Here is a 24,096-nt window from a genome sequence, read left to right on the forward strand (position 1 = left end):
TCGCCGACACGAACCTGCCTCCATTATGATGAGCATGTAGCCACAACAATCCAAATGAAGAGGGGATACACAACATGCGTAAAATGCAATTAACGCTTGCGACGCTCCTTACGCTCAGCTTCGCGCTGGTCGCGTGCAGCGGCAACGGCGGCGGAGGCACCAAGCCTGCCGCCGACCCGACAACCAAGCCTACCGATTCCGCCAGCACGAAAACGCCGGAAGAAGATATCAAATCGAAGAAGGTATCCATCAGCATCTACTATCCGACGCCGGATCGCGTGGAGGACCGGGCGCTGGAGGATGACAAGATCAGAAGGTTCAACGAGGTTTATCCCAATGTCGAGATCATCAAGAGCGACTGGCAATACAACCCGAACGAAATCGGCATCAAGATGGGCGCGAACGAGGCGCCGACGCTGTTCAATACGTACGCTTCCGAGGGCAAGTTCCTGGCGGAGAAAGGCTGGGCGGCCGACATTACGGAGCTGTTCAACAACTACCCATTCAAGGATCAGATGAATCCGGTGCTGCAGGATCTGTTCACGGTGAACGGCAAAGTGTACGGGATCGCGCAGCGCGGTTATCCGACGGGCGTGGCCGTCAACAAAAAAATGCTGGAAGCGAAAGGCGTGACGCTGCCGGGCTTCGACTGGACCTGGGACGACATGCTAAACGCGGCCAAAGCCGTATCGGATCCCGCCGCAGGCATCTCCGGCATCGCGCCGATGGGCAAGGGCAACGAAGCGGGCTGGAACTGGACGAATTTCCTGTTCACGGCAGGCGGAGACATTCAAACGGCGCAAGACGGCAAAATAACGGCGATCTTCAACTCCGATGCGGGCGTCAAGGCGCTTGAATACTATAATAAGCTAAAGTGGGAAGCCGATGCGATTCCCCAGGACTGGGCGCTTGGCTGGGCCGATGCTGTAGGCGCGTTCGCGCAAGGCAGAACGGCGATGGTTATCGCGGGCCCCGACGGTCCGGTCGACCAAGGACTCAACCAAGGCGGCATGGCGCCGGAGGACATTCTCGTCTATCCGATTCCGGCTTACGAGAAAGGCGGCAAACATTACGGCGTATTGGGCGGAGACTACCTCGTCATTAATCCGAACGCTTCGAAAGACGAGCAGGAGATCGCGTTCTATTATGCAACATTCGACTATTTCTCCGACAAAGGGTTAGAGTCGCTGGAGAAGAACATTCAAGAGCGCAAAACGGATAACAAGTATTATGTTCCGGCAGTGCTGCAATACTTCAAAACGGATTCCGAATACGGGCAGAAGGTTAACGATCTGTTCAACAAATACGACAACGTCTACCAATATGGCCAGGAAACGCTTGGGCTGATCGACGGCAAGCCGGAATCCCCGTACAACACGCAAGACTACTACGCGCAGATGACGAACGTCATTCAGGAGGTATTCTCCAAGCAGGGCGTCGACATGAAAGCGCAGCTGGATCTGACGGCGAAATACGTGCAGGAGAAATATTACGATACGATCCAGCAGTAACGCTTCCCAACAATAAAGACAGCGGCAGCCTGGGGCTTTATTTCGTCCCAGGCTGCCGCTTTTTCATAAATTCGAAGGAGTTATTGCAGGCGGATGCCACTCCAGCCGCTAACATCGCATTGCCCATATTTATTATCACCCACAGCGATTACCGTGCCGTCGGATTTAAGACCGAGAGTATGGGTGCAACCCGCCGAAACAGCCACCATATCGCGCCAGCCGCTTACATTGCATTGGCCATGCTCATTCGAACCCGCAAACGTCACCGTTCCGTCCGATTTAAGCCCGATGGTATGGTAACTACCCGCCGCTATTGCCACTATGCCGCGCCAGCCGCTTACATCGCATTGTTTATGCTTATTCGAACCCGCGGCCACCGCCGTGCCGTCCGATTTGAGCCCTGCGGTATGAAGGTAACCAGCAGCCACCGCCACTAAGTCGCTCCATTCGCTGACATTGCATTGGCCATACTGATTATTACCTGCAATCGATACCGTACCATCCGATTTAAGCCCGACGGTATGCCAGTCACCCGCCGCTACTGCCACCATATCGCTCCAGCCGCTTACATTGCATTGACCTTCATTATTTCGGCCCACAGCCGCAACCGTGCCATCCGATTTAAGCCCTACGGTACGACGCCAACCTGCAGCAACCGCTACAATATCGCGCCAACCACTTACATTGCATTGTTCATGCTTGTTCCAACCCGTCGCCGCCACCGTGCCGTCCGATTTAAGACCTATTGTATGAGCATTACCCGTGTTCGTCGCCATATGAACATTACCAACCGCCACGGCCACCATGCCGCGCCATTCGCTTACATCGCATTGCCCATATTTATTGTCGCCTACAGCAACCACTGTGCCGTCGGATTTAAGGCCAACGGCATGACGACGACCTGCCGCTATAGTAGCTTTGGGAATTGGCGAATTGACTTTTCCTATTAAAATCAACTCCATTTCGTTTCTGGATTCATTCGGACTAGGCTCGAACGTTACTCGACATAATACTTATGACACTAGACATGCTCCTAGCCCTTGCACATGCGCCTAGCGACGAAATATGATTTAATTATACTAAAGGAGCGTGATGCAATGGACATCAAATCGTTTTTATATCCCAAGAATGAGGTCTCGTACCTTATGACATCCTCTAATATGAAAGAAGCCATGGATAAATTGGAGGCGAGCCACTATACAGCCATTCCGATCCTGGACGAGAAGGGCTTGTATTTCGGAACGTTATCCGAAGGGGATTTATTATGGAAGCTAAAAGACACACCTGGCCTCGACTTCGATACAATGCACGAAATTCCTGTCATCTCCATCAAAAAACGAATGAAAGTCGAATGCGTTGCGATCAGCGCAGATTTGGACGATATGCTGGCGCTGGCGGCCGATCAGAACTTCGTTCCGGTCGTTGACGCCGATCGCGTTTTCCTCGGTATTATTCGCCGCAAAGATATAATCGCATACTATACCAGGAATATTGTGGATTAGATGAAAAGACCTGAACTTTGCCAATATATAAGGCTGCCGTTCGACTGGCAGTCTTATTTTTGTTGTTCATGTTAATTGAGTTATCCTTCTCCGTAAACTTTATATAAAATCTCTGCTATCTAATCGTTTTTATTTAAAAAAAGTTTTACCAGAAATGGAACTTTCCTTGAACTAATTTGTCTGTTTATAGGAGGTGATGGAAGTAGTGGAAGATGACTATCTTGTAACGATAACGAGTTTAGGACCGGCAGAAATGGAGCTGCTTATCGTAAAATACTGGAATGATATTTGGAATTATGCATTTGTATTGACCAAAAAGCACGATATGGCGGATGATCTCGCGCAGGAGACCTTCGTTAACGCCTTTCTTGCGTTGAACAAGTTCCGTGGGCAATCGACGGTGAAGACCTGGCTACTGAAGATTTGTCATAATCTCGCAATAAACCACAGAAGATCAGCCTTTTTTCGTAAAGTTCTCCCCGTTCCGTTTGTTCGATTTTCAGAGGAGTCTCCTTCCGCCGAAGCCGTTTATTTTGCAAGATCCAGGCTGGACGAAGTTTGGAGCGTGTTGCTGACGCTGCCTCTTAAGCATCGAGAGGTTTTAATACTGGAAGTCAGATATGGATTATCAATTGCTGATATAGCGAATTTACTCTGCATCGCGGAAGGTACAGTGAAATCCAGGCTTCATCGGGCGAGAATCAAAATGAGAAATAAGATGCTGGAGGAATGATATGAAGAGGAGAAACTTTGAACATGACCTTCAAAACGAGCCTTATTCCGAGCCAAGCCGGATATCGACCGCGCAATTAAACTACATACAAGAAAGAGTGCTACGTGGTGATCGGAGACGACCGTACATACATGTAATAAGTGTCATCCCTATTATGCTGTTTTTTGCGATATTGGCTATTATCGTATGGCTCGGTCTGCCGACCGCTCAGCCATCGACTCCAATGGCATCGATACCGCCTTCGGATGATCAGATTTCGCAACTCATTCATAATGCCAACTCTGATATGAATCCGGAAATCATGTATAAGGAACAGTTGAATGATCATCAAATACTCATCTTCACAAATAGCGTAAATCATGCGAATCGTATCATGAACTGGGAGGCAGGAATACTACATTGGGATGAAGGCGGCATGTCTTGGTCCGTTCAGGGTAAAGTAGAGGTGCCGCTTCTGACGGAACTGGAATACGGTAACCTGACTACAGAAGGAATAACTGGGGCCTTTAACTACACATTTGTACCCTTCGCTGAACAGAACACATTGCTTGTATTCGGCGCTTCTATCGATCCTGATGTCGACTCTATTTGGATGACTGATGAATCCAATCAAGTACATACTGCCAAGATGATTCCGCAGGTGCACGAAGCATATACACTGTGGTTTACGCCCCTTCCTGGCCAAGATGAATCATCCTACAAGCTGCATGCAGCAGAAGCGGGATCAATGTCCGGACCGATGGATTATAACGATCATGAAATACCGCTTTACAGAAAGCTGGATATATCTAAATTCAAACCCGACGAAATCCATATTCCTTTGAATTTAGCCGACAATCAATCAGAAGGAAATCCGGTAATCAAATTACTTAATACGACAGCAACCGAAAGGTCTGAAGGTATTTTAATTAGTGCTGCGTATCTGCTTCAGGATGAGAAATCCGAATTTTGGATTTCGCAATCAAGCAGTGACCAAGAGAATCCAGAACAGGTATTGGAAGATTTAAAATCCAATTTTCCAACCGAAACGATTACCGAAACGATTATTAACGGCCATAAAGCGTTGATCGAGCAGACTGAAATACGCGGGCAAATTTTTATTGCAACGAAGAATTACTTTTATTCGGTAGCTTCTACGTATTCCGTTGATATTGATATTTTATTGTCTGCAGCCAAACAAATTAAGGTTCATTAAAGGCATTCGCAGGCGGAGCGGCTGCTAAGGCAATGACTTCGTAGTACTCGCATCGTTTGCAAATGAAGGACAGAGAAACAGTGGCAGCCATGGGCGAGTCAATCAGTCCCAGACTGCCTCTGTTTAATATTAGCGACAATACGTTTCACCTTCATTTCTAACCTCCATCTTCCTAGTTAAAGCATTTCTGACTTCAATACGGAAATACATTCGACATCTAACAATGACTCTTCTTCAATATTCACAAATCGGGGGTTCTGCTTGCTATAGCGATGTTCGACCATATTCGGACGGAAACGACTCCATGCCGGACTTCCGTACAAGCCGCTTGCGAGGTCGGTGCATTAACTGATAGGGGGAATTACGGGGTTTAGTGTTTGATAGGATTCGAGAGGAGGCCAAGAAGAATATGTCAACGTTGTACATCAAGGACAGTCCGTTCATGGAGGGGTTCTCTGCGTATTTAGCCTCGCAAACGGTTTCCACAAGCGCACAGCTTACCAACTGGGACTTGACGGCACCGTTCTTCGGCAGCCCTGACTTCAACGCAACTAGCGGCAATTATACAGTTCCCGTGACGGGCCGCTACTGGATTGCCGCTACGGTGAACTACTCGCTTAACAACCCCGTTACGCTGGGTATCGGAGGTTCTGTTTACCCAAATTTTCAGGTCAGACGTTCTTTGCCGATCTCTACTATATTGGTCAGCAGCCTTCTTCCGGTGCTTAATCTTAATGTTACGCTTTTGAATATTAGGGCGGTGTTGGGCAACGCCGGCGTTTCGCTGGCGGGAGAGGCCGATCTGACAGCCGGAGACGTTATCGGATTATATTACGCGGCCAACGGCTTGACGCTTACGCTGAGTATCGGCTTGGGAGCCGTTAACGGAGTGATGTGGGTCGTTCAGCGATTGACGTAGTCATTCTTTTGAGAGCGGCTGCAAGTACAGGATCGGCGGTAGATGGTGCAAAAAAAACGAAAGCTTGTCGTTAGACAAACCTTCGGCTGTACAGGAATATATAGGTTAGGCTCCAGCGGCAAGCTCCGTCTTTGCTTTCTCCAGCATGGATGGCCAGTCCGCGAACTTCGTCTCGCGCGCAACATGGCGATTAAGCAGCTCCTCGGGGATCAACGACATATCTTCCGTCGACCAAGCCTGAAAGTTGCCTTTCTCCAGAAATTCTTGTATCGTTTTGCAATTCGAATATTGACTCATGAATGTTTCATTGAACAGCTTCCCTAGCGAGGCTTGTTCCTCCGGGTTTGCACGCTGGTCTTGCAGTTCCTTCAGCAGATCGTCGAACGACATAGGGGCTTTTCTTCTCAAATATGACCACTCCAATCTTCAATTATTTTCCGTCCGTATTGTCGGTTTTTTTCGTGCCTTTACTCTTGTATGGTTTGGGGGCGCCTGCGGCTCTGCGCTCGCCTGCCTGCCACCTGTTCCAGCCCTTCTTGCCGGTGCCTCGTCCGGTACCGCCTTTTCCCTTAGCTTTGCTCAGACCAATCACTCCGTATTCTGGCTGCCTTGACCAATCATTCGCTTCATTATATGTTATTGCTTCGAAATTAGCTATGTATACGTTGAGATCCTTCCTATCGGCGCCTAATATCAAAAAACTCGCAGCCTGCCCGTTCATGATACATAAGATCGCTGACGCTGGATTGCGTTACGACGGTTGTATCGTCAAACCGGACAATGACAGAGCTTCCGTCGACGATAAGATTGTCGCGGAAGACGCGAATGCGAGTGCCCTTCTCCAGTGCCTCCTCGAAGTCGGCATCGGTCAACAATTTGCGGTTTAGCGACATGTTATCTACTCCTCCAATCACCGTCAATGTTCCATTGTCCGCCGTGATCCGTTACACAGCTCCGTTCTGCCTCTAGTTTAATAGTGTACATTATCCGGCTTGATGGAACAACCTGTTTGTCATTGGTTCTGTCATTGCTTCTTTTCGTTTCGCTGGTGTGGGGATGAGACGCCATAAGGGCGGGTAAGGGACAATCCGTTTCTTTTTTGGGCGGGTTTTGCATAAGCTTGGGTATGGAGAAGGACAGGACGGAGGGATGGCGATGGCAAGATGGGGAAGACGGAGTTGGTGGCAGCGATTCGGTGACGGGCTGTCAGGGCTTGGTTCGGGCAGTTCATTACGGCGCACGAAGACGGTAAGCTGGGGAAACGGGAAGGGCAGAATCGGGACGACCAAGTCGGGCCCAGGGAGCGGCGGCATAAAGTGGGGAGCAAGACCCGCAGCAGGGAAGCCGGCCGCAAGCTGGAAGCGGCGGAGACCAATCTTTACATTCAGCTTGGGTGGTGCTGCAGGATCCAAGCGCCCCTCACAGCCAACCGTATGGGGGACAAGGCCAAAAGAACCGCGGAGTCGCCCGCGTCTTCGCAAACGGATGTTTCTGTTATGGCTCCTTCTGTTCATGATCGTCTTCTCGATACCCTCGTTCGTGTTCATAGAACGCAATCTGCGACCTCCGCTTATGAACATTGCGAAGGTCAGGGTGAAGCAGGTAGCCACACAGGCGATTAACAAAGCAATCACGGACCAGGTGGCGCACAAGTCAGAGGCCGATAAACTTATCGATTGGAAGATGAACGCGGACGGCAAAGTATCCGGCTTCATGCTGAATTATGCGGAGCATATCAGCATTACGTCGGAGACGGTGCAGACGGTCCAGGCGGCGCTTAGCGAGATCAAGCATATTCCGGAGCATATCCCGATCGGCCATGCCCTCGGCAGTGCGATCATCTCTTCGTTCGGTCCTACGGTCCCCGTTAAATTCGAGCCGGTCGGAGCGACGAAGGTGGAGCTAAATACCCGCGAACGGGGCGCCGGCATCAATATGGTTTTGGTGGAAGTGTATATTAGAGTCGTCGCTGAGGTATCCATTATTATTCCGTTCGATACTGAACCCGAGGTGGTCGAAACCGAAATTCCGATCTCGTATCTGCTCGTCGTTGGCGATGTGCCGATGTATTATTACGACGGTACGGGCAAGCCGGTTGGCGATTCCGCCGCCCAAGCGCCCAACATATCTGTCCCTCTGCAGCAAGGAGCGGGGGGCGTTACGGCCAAGCCGGGTGAAATTGAAGGCGGTGCGGCAGATGAAGGAGCATTGCCAGGAGAATCTTCCGCTCCGGGAGGCCATAGCAACGGCGACTCTTCTCAAGGAAGTTCGTCGATTCAGCTACAGTCGGAATAAGGGCGCTACCCGAAGGCCTAGAACGCGAAAGGGCTTCCCATCAAATCATTATTGACTTTGATGGGAAGCTTGTTTGTGTGTGAAATATGAGCGACGTGAAGCCACTGTTTGGGCTTTTTGAGGTTTAAGACGGTATCACCGCTCTAAATGCTGCGAGAAGCTCGCTTGGTTGGATTTAGGTCGACGTGACCGATCTAAATGCCGCATCGCTGCCGCGTTTTGATGATTAAGTCGGTATCACCGCTCTAGATGCTGCGAGAAGCTCGCTTTGTTGGATTTAGGTCGACGTGACCGACCTAAATGCCGCATCGCTGCCGCGTTTTGATGATTAAGTCGGTATCACCGCTCTAAATGCTGCGAGAAGCTCGCTTTGTTGGATTTAGGTCGACGTGACCGACCTAAATGCCGCATCGCTGCCGCGTTTTGATGATTAAGTCGGTATCGCCGCTCTAAATGCTGCGAGAAGCTCGCTTTGTTGGATTTAGGTCGACGTGACCGATCTAAATGCCGCATCGCTGATGAAGTAAAGTAGTTTGTGTACCAACATTTGGAGCCTTCACAGGCAACAAAAAAGTAGGGTATTCTCGGGATTGCTGAGATCACCAAGAAGGAGCCCTACTCGATGACTACTATACCCGAAAATGCGTTCAATGATCTACTTGAAAATGCTGTAACTAAGCTTGTGCAGGAGAAGTTGGAGTTACTCCTGCGTGAAGAAATTAAAAATTACATTAGTAACGAACACAAGGGACCGCGTACGACGTTAAATGGCAACTACAAGCGCACTTATCAAACACGCTACGGCGCCATCAACGAGCTTCAAGTGCCTCGAGACCGCAAAGGATTTTTTCAAACTCGACTGTTCCAGCCCTACCAGCGCCGTGAAGGCTGGCTTGAGGAAGCCATTATTCACATGTACAAAGGCGGAATGAGCACACGGGAAGTCGCAAAATTCGTAGAGAGCATGTTTGGCTCGCAGTACTCGCCTACAACCGTCAGCAACATTACCCATACGGTTATGGAGGATATTGAGCAGTGGCAGAAACGTCCGCTTGAGAAACGCTACTCTGTCATTTACCTCGATGGCCTTTATGTGAAGCTGAAGCGCAACACCGTAAGCAGTGAGGCGGTTTATTTGGCCATGGGCATCGACGAGAAAGGCATTCGCCAAATCCTCGGCTTCTACGTAGGCGGCCACGAGAGCTCAAATGGATGGCGCGAGGTTCTTAAGGATCTCAAGAATCGCGGAGCTACCGACATCTTGCTAGGTGTCTTCGACGGCTTGCCAGGGCTTGAAGAGGCCTTCCGTGAAATCTACCCCATGGCCGATGTTCAGCATTGCGTTGTTCACAAAGTACGTGCGACCTTTCCAAAGATCCGTGTAGCGGATAAAACAGAGTTCTTGGATGACTTGAAGCTGGTGTATACCGCCATCGATGGAGACGTGGCACGCGCTGTATTCGACGGATTTAAGGATAGATGGCGTAAGCAGTATCCAAAGGAAGTCGCGTCCTGGGAGGAACAACTCTCGACGCTCTTAACCTTTTACAAGTACCCGACGTTGACTTGGCCCGCCATCTACACCACAAATCCGATTGAACGAATGAACAAAGAACTGCGTAAGCGCCTCAAACCGATGAACAGTTTAACGAACATTGAAGCGGCGGAGAAGATCATTTATCTACAAGCCACCGACTACAACGAAAAATGGTGTGGTCGAGCGATCCGTGGCTTTGTCGATGTCGATACGAAAGCTGCTTTCGAGAAAATGTACAACGAGCGTTATGGAAACCAATAGCCTCCCGCGCCTTCGCTTGGGCTACGCTCACCATTAAAAGAATGCCATCGTCCCGATGGAAAAACCTACTTACACAAACTTCTTGACGCTACCGCATCGCTGCCGCGTTTTGATGATTAAGTCGGTATCGCCGCTCTAAATGCTGCGAGAAGCTCGCTTTGTTGGATTTAGGTCGACGTGACCGATCTAAATACCTCACCACTGTTTCGGCAATCCATCTTTTAAACGCTATCTCGTCAATCTGTTATGCCAGCGAAAATTACTTCCCGCTCCGACGTCGTTGCCGCTCCGCTTGCTCCCAGCGCTTAAGCATGGGATAGGGATCGAAAGCCCATTCCAGAAGGCCGCGATCGCTGTAGACGCCGTAATGGAGATGGGGCGGGAACTTGCCGGACGTACCTGGCTTGCCATAGCCGGAGCTTCCGACCCAGCCAACCACTTGACCGGCTTCGACGATGTCACCGACGTTAAGCTTTTTGTCGAAGCCGGAGAGATGCGCGTAATAATGGTAATGGTTGTTCAGATCACGAATGCCGATTCGCCAGCCGCCGTACTTGTTCCAGCCCTTGATCTCGATAATGCCGTAGCAGGTGCTTCGCACCGGGGTGCCGTGGCCCGCGAACAAGTCTGTTCCTTCATGGCTCCGTCTGCCGCCCCAGCCTCTGCGATCGCCCCATGTATCCCTGTAGGAATACGAAGTTCCGAGCGGAAGAGGGAAGGCGTGCTCAAATAGATCAAGCTTGCCGTAATGCTTGTAGATGGCGGCGAATTGCTCCACCCGCTGAACGGCGCGGTTATTATGGTAATAATCCCATACGCCAGCCGGAAATCGCATATCGACCGTGCCTTTTGCTCCCATAAAGGTAATGAGCGAATACAGCAGGTCGATGTCGCTCGTCCGTTCCGCGAGACCGTTGCCGTCTCCGTCCTTGCCGATCCCTTCGAAGAAACGAATGGAAGCAGGGGAGCTGTCATCGGAGTCAGGATTAAGCGGGCCTGCCCATCGCTCGGGCTCCACAAAAACTCCGGCTATTTGTCCTAACAGAGGGCGTGCCTTTGGCTTCGCTTTGGACATGGAGCGTTCGTATTGATCAACCGCCGCAATCCAATACCATTCGACGCCGGTAACGTTGCTTAGTTGATCGTAGAGCTCCCTGCGCTGGTCGAAGGGATTGGCAGCGAGTTGTCCTTCCGCCGCCGCGCCTGTCGCCTGAGATTGGATGACAGCAGTGCCGGAGGGTTGTGTTTGTTTTACTGGGGCTGCCGCCGCGGCTCCCGTCGCGGGCACAGCCTGCAGCAATGCGGCCGCAATCAGCGCTGAGAGCGGGATGATGGCTTTCAATTGCGTCTCACCCTTTCGATAAGCATGAGGTCATAACGATAGTTTTTGCAGAACTGCCGGTTTTATCCCCGAGCCCCAGCCTTCCGCATGGTTTGTTGCTGGAAATTACGAACATATGTGTGGAATAATGGAGAAAAATGACTGGAGCGATATACAAAGCGGAAGAAATCGCCGCCGACTTATATCGTTTTGCGATGGATCGCATTCGTATTAACTATGGATCAACAATCAATCTTGGAGAGCTTGTCATTACTTTTTGCCAGCAGAGCGTGTTATAATAATGGCAATGCCGTAAACTTATAACGTAACGTGAAAGCAGGGAATGGATATGAGCGAACGCAACAAACGCGAGAAATTGCCAAAGCCGGACTGGCTTCGCATAAAATTAACGACCGATGGCAACTATGCCGAAATTAAAAATATGATGCGGAACAAGACGCTGCATACCGTGTGCGAAGAAGCGCGTTGCCCGAATATTTACGAATGCTGGTCGAACAGGACCGCTACGTTTATGATTCTTGGCGATATTTGCACGCGCGCATGCCGATTCTGCGCGGTCAAGACGGGTATGCCGACTGAGCTGGATCTGCAAGAGCCCGAGCGCGTTGCGGAAGCGGCGGAGCAGATGGGGCTAATGCACTGTGTCGTAACATCCGTCGCACGCGACGATCTAGCCGATGGCGGCGCGTCCATCTTCGCGGCCACGATTATGGCTATCCGCAAACGGTTGCCGTTCTGCCGGGTTGAAGTGCTTATTCCGGACTTTATGGGCAATTGGGATGCCCTGCAAGTTGTTATGGATGCCAATCCGGATATCTTGAATCATAATATCGAAACCGTGGCAAGGCTGTCGGATCGCGTCCGCGCGAAGGCGAAGTACAAACGTTCTCTGGAGTTGCTGCGCCGGGCCAAAGAGATGAAGCCGAAGATTCCCACGAAGTCCAGCATCATGCTGGGCGTTGGAGAGCAGTATGACGAGATTATTCAGGCTATGGACGATCTCCGCGCCGTGGATTGCAATATTCTGACGCTGGGCCAATACCTGCAGCCTACGCCTAAGCATATGCCAATCGAACGTTATGTTCATCCAGACGAATTCGCCCAGCTTAAGATCGAGGGCAAAAATCGAGGTTTCCGCCATGTCGAATCGGGACCGCTCGTACGCAGCTCGTATCATGCGCACGAACAGACGGATTCCGCTCATGCGGCAATCGCCGCAGAAGAGAAGGGCCAGGCTTTGGAAAACAATATGGGACTGGGTCTGGAGTCTTCATCGGGTTCCTGCGCAAGCGCCGCTTCGGGAGCGCTGGCCTGAGCCAACTAATCGTTAATCGACGCTGAAGCGGGGGGTAACAATGGCATTGATTCATATCGGGGGCAAATCGTACGAGCTCATGCACGAAAATCGCAATGGGTGGAATCCCGAAGCGTTTCGTAACAGGTATAGCGAAGTATTAGAGCGTTACGATTATATTATCGGCGACTGGGGTTACAACCAGCTCCGATTAAAGGGTTTCTTCCGCGATGGCCATCAGAAGGCGGCCAAGGAGAGCAGCTTTTCGGGCGTATCCGATTATATTAATGAATATTGCAATTTCGGCTGCGCGTATTTCGTTCTGGAGAAGAAGCAAGGGGGCAATCACGAGCCGGATGCGGATGATCTGGATCTTAACGTGGATCCCGAAGCACCAAGGCTGGCGGGCTACGATCTTCGTGCAGCGGTGGAATCCGCAGCTGCTTCTTCTACGTCGGAGGCCGATCAGAGTCATGAGTTAGACAGACAGGTCCCTGCGAGAAAGGATCAGCATGGCGGAGCCCGGCATCGGAGTCAAAATGGCCACAACAATCACCATGGCCACGGCGGCAAGGGGCAGCCTTCATCCCGTGGAGGACAAGGACAGGAGAAGGATTCTTCTACCGAGCCGGGAGAGAACAAGCGCCGTGACCGCGATCAGTCCTTTAGGAAAAACAATCGCAATCGGCCTAACGATCATCGCGGCAAGAAGCCGGTTAAGGTTGCAGGGAGCGAATCAGCCGTTATATCGGAAGGTCAGAACCACAAGCCGCCGCAACCATAGAATAAAAAGATAAAAAGACGCCGGGCATCTCCTCGAAGGAGAGTACCCGGCGTCTTTTTAAGTCATGTCTATGAACGCTTCGCGTACGCGGTTCCAGAAGGTGAAGGCGCGGTACCTGGGAAACGTCACCTTGCGAGTCGATACGCTGCAGCGGATGGAACGAATGTCGCTGTGCATCATGTTGACGTGGTCCACGCTGAGTTGAATTCGCTGCTCCTTCTTGGATATGATGTCGCAATGATGGTGCTTGGGCAGCATAACGGAGGAGCCGAGCGTCCGGAATACCCGGTTATTGATGGAAGCAATCTCCGCAATCTGAAGCGATTCGATGGACGGATGGACGATGGCGCCTCCCAAGCTCTTGTTATAAGCAGTGCTGCCGGATGGGGTTGAGATGACGATGCCATCGCCCCGGAACATCTCGAACAGCTCGTCGTTAATATTGATCTGCGCGACGAGGGTGCCGTCAACGCCCTTTAAGGTAAATTCGTTAAGCGCTACGTAATGAAGCGTCTCGGTGTTTGTTTCCACCTCGATCTGAGCTAGGGGATAACGAACGAGCCTGGGAGTCTCCTCCGCCATTAATCTTACGAGCTCCTCGATTTCGTCCGCGTTCCAGTCTGCGTAGAAGCCGAGGTGCCCAGTATGTATGCCGATGAAGGCGACGTCCGCGATATGATCCACGTGCTTGTGGAAAGCCTGGAGCAGAGTGCCGTCTCCGCCGATGGAGATGACGAATTCGGGTCTCTCTTCATCCAGGACGAACCCTCTGGCGGCGGCAAGTGCATGGAATTGTTGGACCAGCGATTTGGATAAAGGGTCCCCTCTGTCGATTACGGCGTATTTCAAGTCGCGTTCTCCTTCCGAACTGTCAGTACTTTGATGATAGCGGAAATCGCCCTTTATTTCAACGATATGACAGGTTATCGAGATGATTCGCCGCGTTAAAGCGAGGGGCCGAGGAAACCCCATAGCAGATAGACCATAATGGCCGCCAGGAATGCATGGAGCAATCGCGCTATAAGGAACGGCCGGTACCTCATTGTCGTCCGGCTGACGAGGCTGGCAACCTGCGCATGAACGGATAGTCCCGCCCAGGATAACACCCAGGCCGCGATCGCGGCCTGATGCAGCAGACCGGTTCCGGCCATGCCTGCCGCACGCGTGCCGAGCGTCACTTCGAATAAGCCGTAGACGGCTGCGTCTGCGAGGGCGGGAGGCAGACCTGCCAGTCCCAGGACAAGTCGGAGCCCTTCGGACAGCGCGGAAACAAGTCCCGCATGCGTAAGCATCTCCATCACAACCGAAAAAAACACGACGAGTCCGCCTACGACGATCATCAGCTTGAGCGCGGATTGCACGGCATCCTGCAGCAGTCTGCCCATGTCGCGGCCGTCGAGCAGACGAGCCTCATGCATAGCGTGAAGGGCAGAATAGAATCGGCTTCTTTGCCTTGTCTTCCCTCCCGCGACAGGAACAGAGGACGACGGATCTGAATCGCCCCTTGCGGATGAAGAGGACATAGAAGCGGAGACCAGGGGCTTCTCGGCGGAGGGCTCGGATGCCCCATGGTGCTTGCTGCCGATCTCCTCGCTCCTGCCGTGAAGCCGCATGAGCAAGCCGACCGCGAAGCCGCTGCCGTAATGCGCGGCCGCAAGCACCGGCGCCAAGGCGACATTATGGAAGAAGCCGACCGATACGGCCCCTATGAGGAAGATGGGATCCGAGGTCGTCGTGAATGCGACGAGACGCTCGCCTTCGATGCGCGTAATAAGTCTCTGTTCCCAAAGCTGGGAGGTTAATCTTGCGCCGACCGGGTAACCTGACATATACCCCATCGCAACGACGAATCCCCCAATGCCGGGAAGTCGGAACAAAGGGCGCATCAGCGGATCCAGCAGCTTGCCAAGAAAGTGAACGATACCCAGTCCAAGCAGCACCTCGGAAATCACGAAGAAGGGGAAAAGGGCAGGGAACAGCACTTGCCACCAAATCGACAAGCCACGCAGGGAGGCATATATGGTTTCGTTGGGAAAGACGGCCATGAGCAACGCGATGAACAAGGCTGACATCGCGGTCAAGGACAGAGGGTGGATCATTGAGCGCAGCATCGTGTGTCTCCTTCCGAAGGGGAGGGCCTGTACGGACTCCATACCTACATATATGTTAGGAGTAGGGCATCCATAACTATTGCAGAATGTTACAGGAATATTACAGTTTGTAAACGCTTGCGATTTTGGTTTTAAACAGCGTTTTTTATGGTACAATAGAATCATCCTGACACGCTTGGAGTGATGATCATGAGTATTATCGCCGGCATTCTCGTCTGCGCTTTTGTCTACGTCATCAGGGAGTCCATTGCGGCACCGGCAGAAGAAGAGTACGAATCGTATCAATGAGATGCTGATCCACATAAGTCTTAAGTCCCGCGGACGCGGGCTTTTTTTTGTCCTTTTTTATTTTCGATGTGTTATAATACTAATTACCTACAGTTTGGAGATGGTTTTGACGATGAAGAGGAATATTAGCCTCTATGAGGCGGTAGGCGAAGCAGAAGGTATTAGGACTATAGTCGAGTTGTTTTACCCCAAGGTGCAGGCCCATCCATTGATAGGACCGCTATTTCCGGAGGATATTAATCCCGTCATAGACAAGCAGTATATGTTTTTATCCCAATTTCTCGGGGGCCCAAGCTTGTATTCCGATGAGCACGGCCATCCCATGATGCGAGCAAGGCATATGCCATTTCCCATTACACGTCGCCATGCGGAAGCGTGGCTGAGCTGCATGCGCAGCGCGCTGGAAGAAGCCGGACATACGCCAGAGCTGCGGGATTTACTGATCGAGAGACTGTCGGGACCCGCGTATCATTTTGTAAACACATCAGAAGAGGAGACGTGAATTCTCATGGAACCGCTATATGAATCCAAAGTAACTTGCATTTGCTGTGAAACGACTTATACAACATCCAGAGTTCGACCGAGTTTCAAGAGGGCATCTCGCATGGATTCAGATTTCTGCGGTTATTACGAGAAGGGCGTCAACCCGGACTTTTATGTCGTAAAAGTATGTCCGAGCTGTGGTTATGCATCGACGGATAATGGCTTTGAGCGTCTAAGCGACAAGCAGAGGAAAAGCTATTACGATGTAATCGGATCAAACTGGAAGGGACTTCAATACGGCGGCGAACGGACCGGCAGACAAGCGATGGAGACGTACAAGCTGGCTTTGTTGGCTGCGCAGGCTACAGGAGCTCCCGACCGTATTCTGTCGGGCTTGCTGCATCACATCGCGTGGTTATACCGTTACGAGGGGAACGTCGCGCAGGAGAAGAGATTCCTCGCATTCGCGCTGGAATCCTACATCAAGGTGTACGAGCTGGAAGGCAACAGCCTGAACAATGCCAGACTGATGTTTTTAATCGGCGAGCTGAACCGGAGAGTCGGAGAGTGGAACGAAGCGGTTAAGTGGTTCTCGCGCGTCGTCAGCGACAAACGAATTATGGACGCTGCCATGATTCGGGCATGCCGGGAGCAATGGCAGCTTATTCGCGAGGAGATGGGGCAGCAGAACGGCATAAAATCCGAGGCGGTAGTTTAGACAAGCACGGCTGCGGCTTCATCGCCTTAGCTGCGGAGACAGCCTTGCGCCGTCAGGACCCTGATCGGCGCAAGGGACTGTCCGCGAGCAAATAGTCTCTGTCCGCGTCAATAATGGTCATTCTGCCATGGCAGCAAGGAAAGATCATCAGCCTTTTTTTGCCGTCGCGTATGAGCGGTAGCTCGCTTGGCTTAAGCAGCAGCAGCACGTTCTCGGCGTCGCAGAACGGACATTCGGCAACATACAGGTCGCCCATCATGTTCTCGTACGGCCATGTGTTCTCAAACGGAATCATCACTGCGGCTTGCTCTCTCCTTTTTCCGCTTCGGACTTGGCCAGCTCGGCAAGCTTCTGCAGCAAGATATGCCTTGGCATATGCATCAGATTCTCGATAGGGACATTAAGCTCCTTGGATAGCTTTATCGCCGTGTCAGGTGATATTTGCAATGGTTTAGACATAGGTTTATCCTCCAATTTAAAAACCGAACTTTTTGAACTCGCACTATTACTGTTATACACCGACGGGCATGCTTCTAGCAAATGAATTGCTGAGGCCGCCCGATTTTTTTGTGTTCAATAGGATGATCCTGCGAACGGGATGTCATCGTTTTTGTCATACCTGTCATGGAATGTTGGAATCCTCTATACGATTTCCCATGTGTTTGCTACACTTTTGAGAAAAGCATTGAACAAGGAAACGATAAGAGGTGACTGAGCCCGTGATATCCATTATGATCGTCGACGACCAGCGTTTGCTGAGAGAAGGGCTGCAGACGATACTTCAATCGGAAGAGGATTTGGACATCGTCGGCTTATGCGAGAACGGATTGCAAGCAGTGGAGCTGGCGTCGCGGCAGCAGCCGGATGTTGTGCTTATGGATATTAAGATGCCCGTTATGGATGGCATCGAAGCAATGAAAAGATTGAAGCGCGAACATCCTTCCATAGTGGTGCTTATGCTGACGACCTTCGCTGAGGACCGCTTCATCATCGACGCGATGGCCGGCGGAGCGGATGGCTTTCTCCTCAAGGACATGCCGTCCAAAAAAATCGTGCAGACGATACACGAGGCTATGAGCGGCGCCGTTATGCTTCCGGCGCCTATCGCCTCGAAGCTGGCCGCCAAGCTGTCCGTCTTGTCGGACAGCAGAGCGGATTCATTCGACGAAGACAAGCTCAAAGCGAGCGGGTATTCGTTCACGGAGCGAGAACGCAAGATCATTATGCTCATGATCGACGGGTACAGCAATAAGCAGATATCCTCCGGCTTGTTCATGAGCGAAGGAACCGTAAGAAACTATATTAGCGTCATCTACAACAAACTCGGTACGAGCGATCGCCAGGCAGCCGTTGCGCTGCTGAGGAAAATGCTGCTCGAGGATTCGTACTGAGTATTGACGCCAAGTGGCAAACGACCCGTTATTGCGGCCGCGCGCCCAATCGCAACTTGCTCAGGTCTAGACGGCGGCGGAAAACGCCGCATAAGGAGTTAACTTTGCATGCGAATACTAAGGCAACGTCTATCCTTTCTGCCATGGCTGCTTGTATGCGCCGTTGTCATAGGCACGTTCCTGCCCATGGTGCTATTAAGCCAGTCGAGCCGGATTGATGGGGAAAGAGAACCTTTCACTGTACTGTCTCTGCACTGGGAGGTCGCTTTCGGCGCGTCTTCACCTAAGGATGCTGCGTGGGTGCCTTTTGATGAAGCCGCCAAAGCCAAGCTCGACAATTATGAAGGCACGGTGTGGCTGCAACGCTTCTTGCCCGAACTGCATTGGAACAATCCCTATCTATACTTCTCGATGATGAATAGATTCGAAGCATTCCTGGATGGCGAATCTATCTACCGGTTCAATATGGATGGCAAACTTAAATATATTAGTCCCACGCGAATGATACATGCAGCAAGCATACCATCCGATACTGCAGGCAGGCACCTGCTTATCCGGGCGGAATGGGAAAAGGCAGGATTGCTTGGACACGACCTCGTCATGATGAGCGAGCTGGATCAAATTTTATTCATCTCCATTGTGTCGGAGCTCGCATTCATCGTGTATTCCATGTTGGGAACCGCGGCCGGAGTCACGGGACTCGTGCTGTTCCTCAGAAGGAGAGAGCGTATCTACGGGTGGTTCTCGCTCTTCTGCCTGGCTTCCAGCTGGGGGCTTCTGCTAACCTGCCGTACTCTGCAATGGTTCATTCCGATGAGCGGTGCCTACCATTGGGGGCTGCTTCTCACTCCATTAGCGATTTGGGCGTGCATGGGGTTCTATACGAATGCGCTTAACGCTGGAAGCTTCCGTTATGTTAAGTTCGCGCATTATGCGATGGGCTTTTATTCGGCTGCAGCGATCTTGATCGCAGTTGCTGCACCAAGCATCTTCCACCAATGGGTCGGGATGGGAGAACTCTTTATTGCGCTCGTCGGCTTCAGCACGGTGACTTATGCACTGGCGCGTCATGCTTACGGATCGCGGGGGGAAACGACGCGGCTGGAGAAACGCTGGCTGCTGCGTGGGTATTGGACGTTTACGATGGGGTCGATCGTCAGTATTATTGCGTTTATCTTCCCCCTGTCGCTAACGAAACTTATGATGGAGTTCCCCTATCTGTACAGGGTGGTGGAGGGCATGCTGCCCAATGTATTCTTTTTGTTCCTGATCTGTACGGTCATGGTCATCGTGGTCCGCGTGCGTCAGGTGCATTTGGAGTCGGAGCGCAACGCGGCTGAGCTGCTGGTGAAGAACAGGGAGTTGGAGCAATTCCATCGTAATCTGGAGAAGCTGGTGGATACCCGAACCTCCGAGCTGGAACGGGCGAACCGGACGCTTGCCGTTACATTGCGGGAGAAGGCGGAGACGCTCGCGGAGATCTCGGTGCTTGAGGAGCGCAATCGTATCGCTTATGAAATGCACGACGTCGTCGGTCATACGTTAACCGCTGCAATCGTTCAGTTGGAGGCGACCCGCAAGCTGACCGACCGGCAAGGCGGAGTTCCGCAAGAAAAGCTGGATTTGCTTGATGAGTTGGTGCGTAAAGGGTTAAACGATATCCGCAAGACGGTTCGGCTGATGAAGTCGGACGAAGAACAGCAGCTGTCGCTGGAGGCATCTCTTCGCGAACTCATTCAGTATGCGGAGGACACGATGGAGGTTAAGGTGGAGAGCGATATTTCGCTGCCTCGCGAGCTGTCATTGGGCATAGTGACGGAAGGAGTCTTATGCCATGCGCTGCAAGAGGGGCTGACGAACGGCATTCGCCATGGCCGAAGCTATCGCTTCCGTTTCCGTATCGCATGCGAGGAGAATGAGCTTCGGTTCTGCCTCTCCAACGATGGCGAGCCTTACGAACAGAGCGCCCCGGGCTTCGGGCTCAGCTCCATGATGGAACGGGTGGAGCTGCTCGGGGGCAGCGTGTCTGTGCGAGCATCCACTGGCGAGGACCATTCGCCCGCAGGCTGCGAACTCGTCATTACCATTCCTCTGCGCTGATAAATAAAGATTGATGTTGACGACAGCCGCTGGCTGGCTTCCCGTGGCGGGAGGCCGACCGGCGGCTGTTGCTCGTTTAGGAGGGTGATCGGGAATCGGCAAAGCAAGCCACTTCGTGACACGTATGACAAAAACGATGACGGATTGTAACTACTGGGATTCCGGCGATTCTTTTACACTGTGATTGATCAATCCAAGACTTGCCAGCGAAAAGGAGAATGAACATGGAAAGAGGCATAAGAACCAACGGGATCAGGGCCATCGCGCTTGCGTTAATGGCGGCGCTGCTGCTGACGCAGATGGCAATACCGGGAAGTCGAACCTTCGGCTCGGGTACGACGTTGACCGTATTTGACGATCGTTTGGGAGAGGGATTTAGCAATAACAGCTGGTCTGGCGTCAATCTGGAAGAGACGGGAACGGTAAGGGAAGGTTCGAGATCGATCCGGTTCTCGGCTGGCGAAGGAGAGGCGGTCTACCTTTACAAGGATCGAATTCTGAACGCCGGCGAATTCGACGAATTTAGCTTCTGGGTGCATGGCGGCGGAAGCGAAGGGGCGGCGTTCAAGCTCGTATTCAATCTGGGCGGTGGAAGCATCGCCGAGATGGATTCCGCCAGTCTGCTTCCCGAAGGTGTGCCGGGGAACGAATGGGCCAAGGTGACGGTGCCGCTCGCGGCATCGGGCGTAACAGGCTGGATGGACGGCATTCTGATCTGGGGCGGGGGAGCGCAGAGCCCGATTTACTTGGACAGCATAGCTTTCACCGGCACTGGCACTGGCGGCGGAGGACAACAGCCGGGTCAAGAGCCCGGCGGCGGAACTGGAGGAGGAGAACCTGGCGGGGAAGAGCCGGGAGGCGAGGAGCAGGGGCCGGTGGAGCCTGTCGAGCCCATTCAGGGGGTCTATCTCTATGATGATAGGCTGGCCGACTTCATGGTCAACTACAGTTGGGGCGAGGTTGTACTGGAGCAGCAAAAGGTCAGACGCACGGGCGAAAACGCTATTCGGTTTGTCCCGGACGGAGATCGGGCGCTGTACCTGTACAGCGGCAATTTGCTGACGGTCAACGAATATGAGAAGCTGCGTTTCTATGTAAACGGCGGCGCGCAGGGCGGCCAGTCCGTTAAGCTGGCGCTAACGGCAGGAGGAGTGGCGGCGGCCGAATATCCGCTGGAACGCTGGATTCCGGAGGGCATTCCGGCAAATGCCTGGACAGCGGTGGAGATTGATCTGGCGGAATTGCAGCTGGAGCACCGCCTGTTCGACGGCTTCCGTCTGACAGGAGGAATTGCAGGGGGACAGCCGGCCGTGTATATCGACGACATTGGCGTCACGTCAAGGCAAGCGGCGCAGGCCGTTGTGGCCGAACTGCGGCTGAGTCATCCTCAAGTCGTGATGATGCCTGGCGAAGAACGCCAAATCCATGCCGAGACCTTCTCCATTTCCGGCGACACGTCGATCGTGACGGATGACGCGGAATGGTCCGTTGATCGACCGGATCTCATGACAATCGACAATGGCAAGCTGACGGCGCTGGGTGAAGGCATTGTAAAGGTGAGCGCAAACTATCGGACTTTTACGGCCGAAGGTTATGTGCAGATTACCGAAGTTGAGTCGCGGCCCTTGTATACGGATGGATTGGCAGAGGGATACCGCAACTACAGCTGGCATGAAAAGGACTTCGCCAATACGGAGCAAACGCATAGCGGCAGCCGTTCGATCAAGTTCGAGCCGGACGGCTGGGACGGCGTCTGGATCAATCGCGAGCAGAAGCTGAACATGGAGCAGTATTACGGCTTCGAATTTTGGCTGCATGGCGGCGAAGAAGGCGGACAGGCGCTTATGTTCCATGTATACGATGGCGGACAGTCGAGAGGCGTCGTACATTTGGGAGAACTGCTGCCGGACGGCGTTCTGACAGCGGGGCAATGGACGAAGGTGACGGTGAACCTGGCGGATCTGGGTCTGGATTCCGGCACGTTCGACGGTCTTATCCTGCAAGCGGCCACCGAAGCCGACCAAGGGACGGTTTATATCGATGATATCGCGCTGCTGGCCAATCCGAATCCGGGGCAATTGCCGGAGCCGGAATTGCCGCGCATCACGATAGACATCGACCAGTCCTCGGAGCGCAAGCCGATCAGCAACGATATCTACGGCATTAATTTTGATGATAATTATCCAACGGACTCTGCGTTGTCCTTCCCGATCGAACGGTGGGGCGGCAACCAAACGACGCGATACAACTGGCAGCTTGAAACGGCTAACCGCGCGGACGACTGGTTCTATATCAACTACCCTTATGACAACGACGAACCCGAACTGCTGCCTCATGGCTCGACCTCGGACAAATTTATCGATCGGGTGCTGGGACGAGGCGATAATGTGCTCATTACCGTACCTACCATCGGTTGGACGCCGAAGGACAGGACGGTGAGCTATGGGTTCTCGCAGCAACTGTACGGCAATCAGATTCGCTGGTCTCCCGATCTGCGGGATGCGGGCAATGGCGTGCTGGCAAGCGGAGAGCATGTCACGGGCAACGATCCTGGCGATACGTCCGTTCAGGTAGGGCCGGAATTCGCGACAGGCTGGATTAACCACATCGCGGGCCGCACGGATGACAAAGTGCGCATGTATGCCCTCGACAACGAACCGGAAATTTGGCATGTGACGCATCGCGACGTGCATCCCGAGGCCCCGACCTATGACGAGCTGTGGGACAAAACGGTGCAATACGGCTCGGCGATCAAGGCAGCCGATCCCGATTCGTTGTTGTTCGGCCCGGTAGCATGGGGCTGGTGCGGCTACTTCTATTCCTCCGCGGATATGTGCGCGGACGGACCGGACCGTCAGGCTCACGGCGGCAAGCCGTTCCTGGAGTGGTATCTCGATCAGGTTAAGCAGCACGAAGCGGATACCGGGACAAGATTAATCGATTTTCTCGACATTCACTACTATTCGCAGGAGCAGGCCGTGCCTTCCGAGGATGAAAGCCCTCTGGCTGCCAAACGGCGCTTCCAGGCGCTGAAGACGCTGTACGACGATAATTTCGTGGATCAATCCTGGATCCAGCAGCCCGTTCGCCTTATTCCGCGGATGAAGGAGATTATTGCGGGAAGCATGCCGGACTTGAAGCTGGCGATTACGGAATACAACTTCGGCAATGGAGTGGGCATCACGGCCGGTCTCGTACAAGCAGAAGCGCTTGCCATCTTCGGCAGGGAAGGCGTTGATCTGGCTGCGCGCTTTGGCAACTTCCGCGCAGGCACGCCGATCGAAGATGCGTTCAAGCTGTATTTGGACTACGACGGCAAAGGCTCCTCCATTCAAGGCAGCAGCGTAAAAACGGGTTCTTCCTTGTACGATGCCGTAGGCGCGTACACGATTGAAGGGGAGGAAGGCAAAACCTATATGCTGCTGTTTAACAAAGACACCTTGTCGAGAGATATCGAGCTGAATACCGGCATCAGCACAGGAGCCCAGGGCGAAATCTATTCCTTCAGCGCTTCTCGGCGGCTTGGCAAAACGGGAGATATTGTGATCGGCGGAGAAGGCATGCTGTCCCTGAAGCTGCCAAAGCGGTCCGCCACGCTGATTGTCATTGATCCATCTTAATCAGAAGGAGAG

General features: G+C 52.5%; 23 protein-coding genes. 14 read left to right on the plus strand and 9 right to left on the minus strand.

What is annotated here, in order from left to right:
• Positions 1–74: 74 nt before the first annotated feature.
• On the plus strand, positions 75–1,511 hold the full coding sequence (locus tag H7F31_RS12915; protein ID WP_187104509.1) for an ABC transporter substrate-binding protein: 1,437 nt from the start codon (positions 75–77) through the stop codon (positions 1,509–1,511).
• Between the two features lie 80 nt (positions 1,512–1,591).
• Here the strand turns inward: H7F31_RS12915 and H7F31_RS12920 are convergent, their stop codons facing one another.
• Complete coding sequence (locus H7F31_RS12920) at positions 1,592–2,467, minus strand: RCC1 domain-containing protein (RefSeq protein WP_261800408.1); 876 nt, start codon at positions 2,465–2,467, stop codon at positions 1,592–1,594.
• Positions 2,468–2,608: 141 nt separating this feature from the next.
• Between H7F31_RS12920 and H7F31_RS12925 the strand changes: the two genes are divergently transcribed.
• From H7F31_RS12925 to H7F31_RS12940, 4 genes are all read left to right on the plus strand, one after another.
• Positions 2,609–3,013 (plus strand): CBS domain-containing protein, encoded by a 405-nt coding sequence (locus H7F31_RS12925; protein WP_187104511.1) that lies wholly within the window; start codon positions 2,609–2,611, stop codon positions 3,011–3,013.
• 196 nt (positions 3,014–3,209) lie between these two features.
• On the plus strand, positions 3,210–3,746 hold the full coding sequence (locus H7F31_RS12930; protein ID WP_261800409.1) for an RNA polymerase sigma factor: 537 nt from the start codon (positions 3,210–3,212) through the stop codon (positions 3,744–3,746).
• Between the two features lies 1 nt (position 3,747).
• Positions 3,748–4,941: a hypothetical protein gene (locus H7F31_RS12935; RefSeq protein WP_187104513.1), complete on the plus strand. Its 1,194-nt coding sequence runs from the start codon at positions 3,748–3,750 to the stop codon at positions 4,939–4,941.
• A 409-nt stretch (positions 4,942–5,350) separates the two neighbouring features.
• A complete protein-coding gene (locus H7F31_RS12940; RefSeq protein ID WP_187104514.1) occupies positions 5,351–5,860 on the plus strand; it encodes a hypothetical protein in 510 nt (169 codons plus the stop codon).
• Between the two features lie 105 nt (positions 5,861–5,965).
• On the opposite strand, the gene H7F31_RS12945 is transcribed toward H7F31_RS12940, so the two are convergent.
• The 3 genes from H7F31_RS12945 to H7F31_RS12955 form a co-directional block, all read right to left on the minus strand.
• Positions 5,966–6,268 (minus strand): hypothetical protein, encoded by a 303-nt coding sequence (locus H7F31_RS12945; protein ID WP_397374379.1) that lies wholly within the window; start codon positions 6,266–6,268, stop codon positions 5,966–5,968.
• 22 nt (positions 6,269–6,290) lie between these two features.
• Positions 6,291–6,443: a DUF3934 family protein gene (locus H7F31_RS12950; RefSeq protein ID WP_087570874.1), complete on the minus strand. Its 153-nt coding sequence runs from the start codon at positions 6,441–6,443 to the stop codon at positions 6,291–6,293.
• A 94-nt stretch (positions 6,444–6,537) separates the two neighbouring features.
• The gene (locus tag H7F31_RS12955; RefSeq protein WP_087570859.1) at positions 6,538–6,753 is read right to left on the minus strand and encodes a hypothetical protein; all 216 of its coding nucleotides are present in this window, start codon (positions 6,751–6,753) and stop codon (positions 6,538–6,540) included.
• 262 nt (positions 6,754–7,015) lie between these two features.
• On the opposite strand from H7F31_RS12955, the gene yunB reads away from it, so the two are divergent.
• Together yunB and H7F31_RS12965 are read left to right on the plus strand one after the other, a co-directional pair.
• A complete protein-coding gene (yunB, locus tag H7F31_RS12960; protein ID WP_187104515.1) occupies positions 7,016–8,155 on the plus strand; it encodes a sporulation protein YunB in 1,140 nt (379 codons plus the stop codon).
• A gap of 622 nt (positions 8,156–8,777) precedes the next feature.
• Positions 8,778–9,953, plus strand: a complete 1,176-nt coding sequence (locus H7F31_RS12965) for an IS256 family transposase (RefSeq protein ID WP_187104516.1) — start codon at positions 8,778–8,780, stop codon at positions 9,951–9,953.
• A gap of 259 nt (positions 9,954–10,212) precedes the next feature.
• On the opposite strand, the gene H7F31_RS12970 is transcribed toward H7F31_RS12965, so the two are convergent.
• Entirely contained in the window at positions 10,213–11,295 is a 1,083-nt protein-coding gene (locus tag H7F31_RS12970; protein WP_315970559.1) for a M23 family metallopeptidase, read from the minus strand.
• Between the two features lie 328 nt (positions 11,296–11,623).
• Between H7F31_RS12970 and lipA the strand changes: the two genes are divergently transcribed.
• Both lipA and H7F31_RS12980 read left to right on the plus strand, forming a co-directional pair.
• Complete coding sequence (gene lipA / locus H7F31_RS12975; protein ID WP_187104517.1) at positions 11,624–12,610, plus strand: lipoyl synthase; 987 nt, start codon at positions 11,624–11,626, stop codon at positions 12,608–12,610.
• A gap of 40 nt (positions 12,611–12,650) precedes the next feature.
• Positions 12,651–13,373, plus strand: a complete 723-nt coding sequence (locus tag H7F31_RS12980) for a YutD family protein (protein ID WP_261800410.1) — start codon at positions 12,651–12,653, stop codon at positions 13,371–13,373.
• Between the two features lie 57 nt (positions 13,374–13,430).
• Here the strand turns inward: H7F31_RS12980 and H7F31_RS12985 are convergent, their stop codons facing one another.
• Both H7F31_RS12985 and H7F31_RS12990 read right to left on the minus strand, forming a co-directional pair.
• Positions 13,431–14,222 carry an NAD kinase gene (locus H7F31_RS12985; protein WP_087570856.1) on the minus strand — a complete coding sequence of 264 codons (792 nt, stop codon included), beginning with the start codon at positions 14,220–14,222 and terminating at the stop codon, positions 13,431–13,433.
• 95 nt (positions 14,223–14,317) lie between these two features.
• Positions 14,318–15,484 (minus strand): nucleoside recognition domain-containing protein, encoded by a 1,167-nt coding sequence (locus H7F31_RS12990; RefSeq protein WP_187104518.1) that lies wholly within the window; start codon positions 15,482–15,484, stop codon positions 14,318–14,320.
• Between the two features lie 400 nt (positions 15,485–15,884).
• On the opposite strand from H7F31_RS12990, the gene H7F31_RS12995 reads away from it, so the two are divergent.
• Positions 15,885–16,274, plus strand: a complete 390-nt coding sequence (locus H7F31_RS12995; RefSeq protein WP_087570854.1) for a globin domain-containing protein — start codon at positions 15,885–15,887, stop codon at positions 16,272–16,274.
• A gap of 6 nt (positions 16,275–16,280) precedes the next feature.
• Positions 16,281–16,973 carry a DUF2225 domain-containing protein gene (locus H7F31_RS13000; protein WP_187104519.1) on the plus strand — a complete coding sequence of 231 codons (693 nt, stop codon included), beginning with the start codon at positions 16,281–16,283 and terminating at the stop codon, positions 16,971–16,973.
• Positions 16,974–17,025: 52 nt separating this feature from the next.
• Here the strand turns inward: H7F31_RS13000 and H7F31_RS13005 are convergent, their stop codons facing one another.
• Positions 17,026–17,268 carry a hypothetical protein gene (locus tag H7F31_RS13005; protein WP_187105338.1) on the minus strand — a complete coding sequence of 81 codons (243 nt, stop codon included), beginning with the start codon at positions 17,266–17,268 and terminating at the stop codon, positions 17,026–17,028.
• On the minus strand, positions 17,268–17,432 hold the full coding sequence (locus H7F31_RS13010) for a YycC family protein (RefSeq protein ID WP_187104520.1): 165 nt from the start codon (positions 17,430–17,432) through the stop codon (positions 17,268–17,270). Before H7F31_RS13010 ends, H7F31_RS13005 begins: the two co-directional genes overlap by 1 nt.
• A gap of 248 nt (positions 17,433–17,680) precedes the next feature.
• Here H7F31_RS13010 and H7F31_RS13015 point away from each other — a divergent pair, with 248 nt between their 5' ends.
• From H7F31_RS13015 to H7F31_RS13025, 3 genes are all read left to right on the plus strand, one after another.
• Positions 17,681–18,364, plus strand: coding sequence for a response regulator transcription factor (locus tag H7F31_RS13015; RefSeq protein ID WP_256975930.1), 684 nt, complete (start codon positions 17,681–17,683; stop codon positions 18,362–18,364).
• 108 nt (positions 18,365–18,472) lie between these two features.
• The gene (locus tag H7F31_RS13020; protein WP_187104521.1) at positions 18,473–20,464 is read left to right on the plus strand and encodes a sensor histidine kinase; all 1,992 of its coding nucleotides are present in this window, start codon (positions 18,473–18,475) and stop codon (positions 20,462–20,464) included.
• Positions 20,465–20,688: 224 nt separating this feature from the next.
• Complete coding sequence (locus tag H7F31_RS13025) at positions 20,689–24,084, plus strand: glycoside hydrolase family 44 protein (RefSeq protein WP_187104522.1); 3,396 nt, start codon at positions 20,689–20,691, stop codon at positions 24,082–24,084.
• The last annotated feature ends 12 nt before the right edge of the window (positions 24,085–24,096 follow it).

This window comes from Paenibacillus sp. PAMC21692, assembly GCF_014303795.1.
GTDB lineage: Bacteria > Bacillota > Bacilli > Paenibacillales > Paenibacillaceae > Pristimantibacillus > Pristimantibacillus agaridevorans.